The 1,523-nt window shown below is 33.4% G+C and carries 3 protein-coding genes; all 3 read left to right on the forward strand.

Features of this window, described 5'->3' with window-relative positions:
* Positions 1-479, forward strand: a 479-nt coding sequence (locus tag MV589_RS10925; protein ID WP_297434795.1) for a sugar transferase, incomplete at its 5' end; no start/stop codon positions are given.
* A 27-nt stretch (positions 480-506) separates the two neighbouring features.
* A complete protein-coding gene (locus MV589_RS10930) occupies positions 507-1,343 on the forward strand; it encodes a Wzz/FepE/Etk N-terminal domain-containing protein (protein WP_297434797.1) in 837 nt (278 codons plus the stop codon).
* Positions 1,344-1,398: 55 nt separating this feature from the next.
* The coding region (locus MV589_RS10935; RefSeq protein ID WP_297434799.1) for a hypothetical protein at positions 1,399-1,523 on the forward strand (125 nt) is incomplete at its 3' end.

Consider the following 1,523-nt stretch of genomic DNA (forward strand, 5'->3'; position numbering starts at 1 on the left):
GTATAGGAAAAGACGGAAAAGTTATTCCAACACTTAAGTTTAGAAGTATGTATAGTGATGCAGCAGCACGTCTTGAAAAACTTTTAGAGGAAGATGAAGAAGTAAAAGCAGAATGGGAGAAAAATTTTAAACTAATAGAGGATCCTCGTGTTACAAAAATAGGTGCTCTTTTAAGAAAAATATCGCTTGATGAACTTCCTCAAATTTTTAATGTTTTAAAAGGAGAGATGAACTTTGTTGGTCCCCGTCCTGTCATTCAGCAAGAGATTGATCAATATTATAAAGAAGATGCAAAATACTACTTTATGGTTAAGCCTGGTATTACAGGGCTTTGGCAAGTAAGTGGAAGAAGTGATACTGACTATGACTACAGAGTCAAAACAGACAAATGGTATGTGATGAACTGGTCATTATGGCTAGACATAGTTATACTCTTTAAAACAGTAAAAGTGGTGCTCTTTCGTGAGGGCGCATATTAGAAATGAAATTATAATTAAAGGAAAAAAATGCAACAACAATGTTATGAAGAAGATACAATAGATTTACGAGAGTTATGGGCAGTCTTAAGAAAGAGAAAGAGACTTATTTGGTTTATTACTGGAGTTGTTACACTTGCAGCGTTGGCTTATGTGCTGTTGGTAAGACCTGTTTATGAGGTGAAGGGGGTTGTAGAACTCGCACAGATAGATAAAAAAGCTGTGCAAAATGCAAATGATTTGAGGCAAAAACTTAGCTTTATATATGGAGTAAATACTAAAGGAAAAAAACGTGAATATCCTATTGTTCAAGCTATTACGCTTCCTAAAAAGTCGAAAAACTTACTTATTGTAACAGCGAGAGGCTACAACAATGCTTCTGCAAAAAAGAAACTTGAAAATGTTATAGAGTATGTGAAGAAAATACAAGATAAAGAGCTTAAATTTTATGTGGAAACACAAAAGAAAAGTTTGGCTCTTACCACTAGTGATTTGAAACGTAATCAACAACTTATTGCCCAGATACAAGAAGATTTGAAAAATTATCAGAAAAAACTTTTAAGTATTTCAAAGCAAAGTGCAGCGTTAGCTGGAATTTATTCAATAGAAATAGGTAAAAAACAGACAGAACTCAACGATGTGACAAATCAACTTTATGCATTAAGAGATACTAAAAATAGTATAACACTTTCTATATCTCCTTTGAAAATTCATAAAACAGTAATTGTTGGTAGCATAGAAGAACTTGATAAACCAGTAAAACCAAAGAAAAAGTTAATAGTAATCGTAGCATTTATAACAGGCTTAATGCTATCTGTATTTATTGCTTTTTTTCTAGAGTTTATACAGAGTGAAAGAAAAGAGTAGTGAAACTATCTGCAAAGTTCCCAATTCAAACTAAGGGGAGGGGGGTAAAACTACCATGTTCCATCATAAAATAACAATTATAGGCCTAGGCTACGTAGGCTTACCCTTAGCTCACGCATTTAGCGAAAAATACGAAGTAGTGGGCTTTGACATCAATAAACCAAGAATTGATGAGCTAGG

This window comes from Sulfurimonas sp. (assembly GCF_026991475.1).
Lineage (GTDB): Bacteria > Campylobacterota > Campylobacteria > Campylobacterales > Sulfurimonadaceae > Sulfurimonas.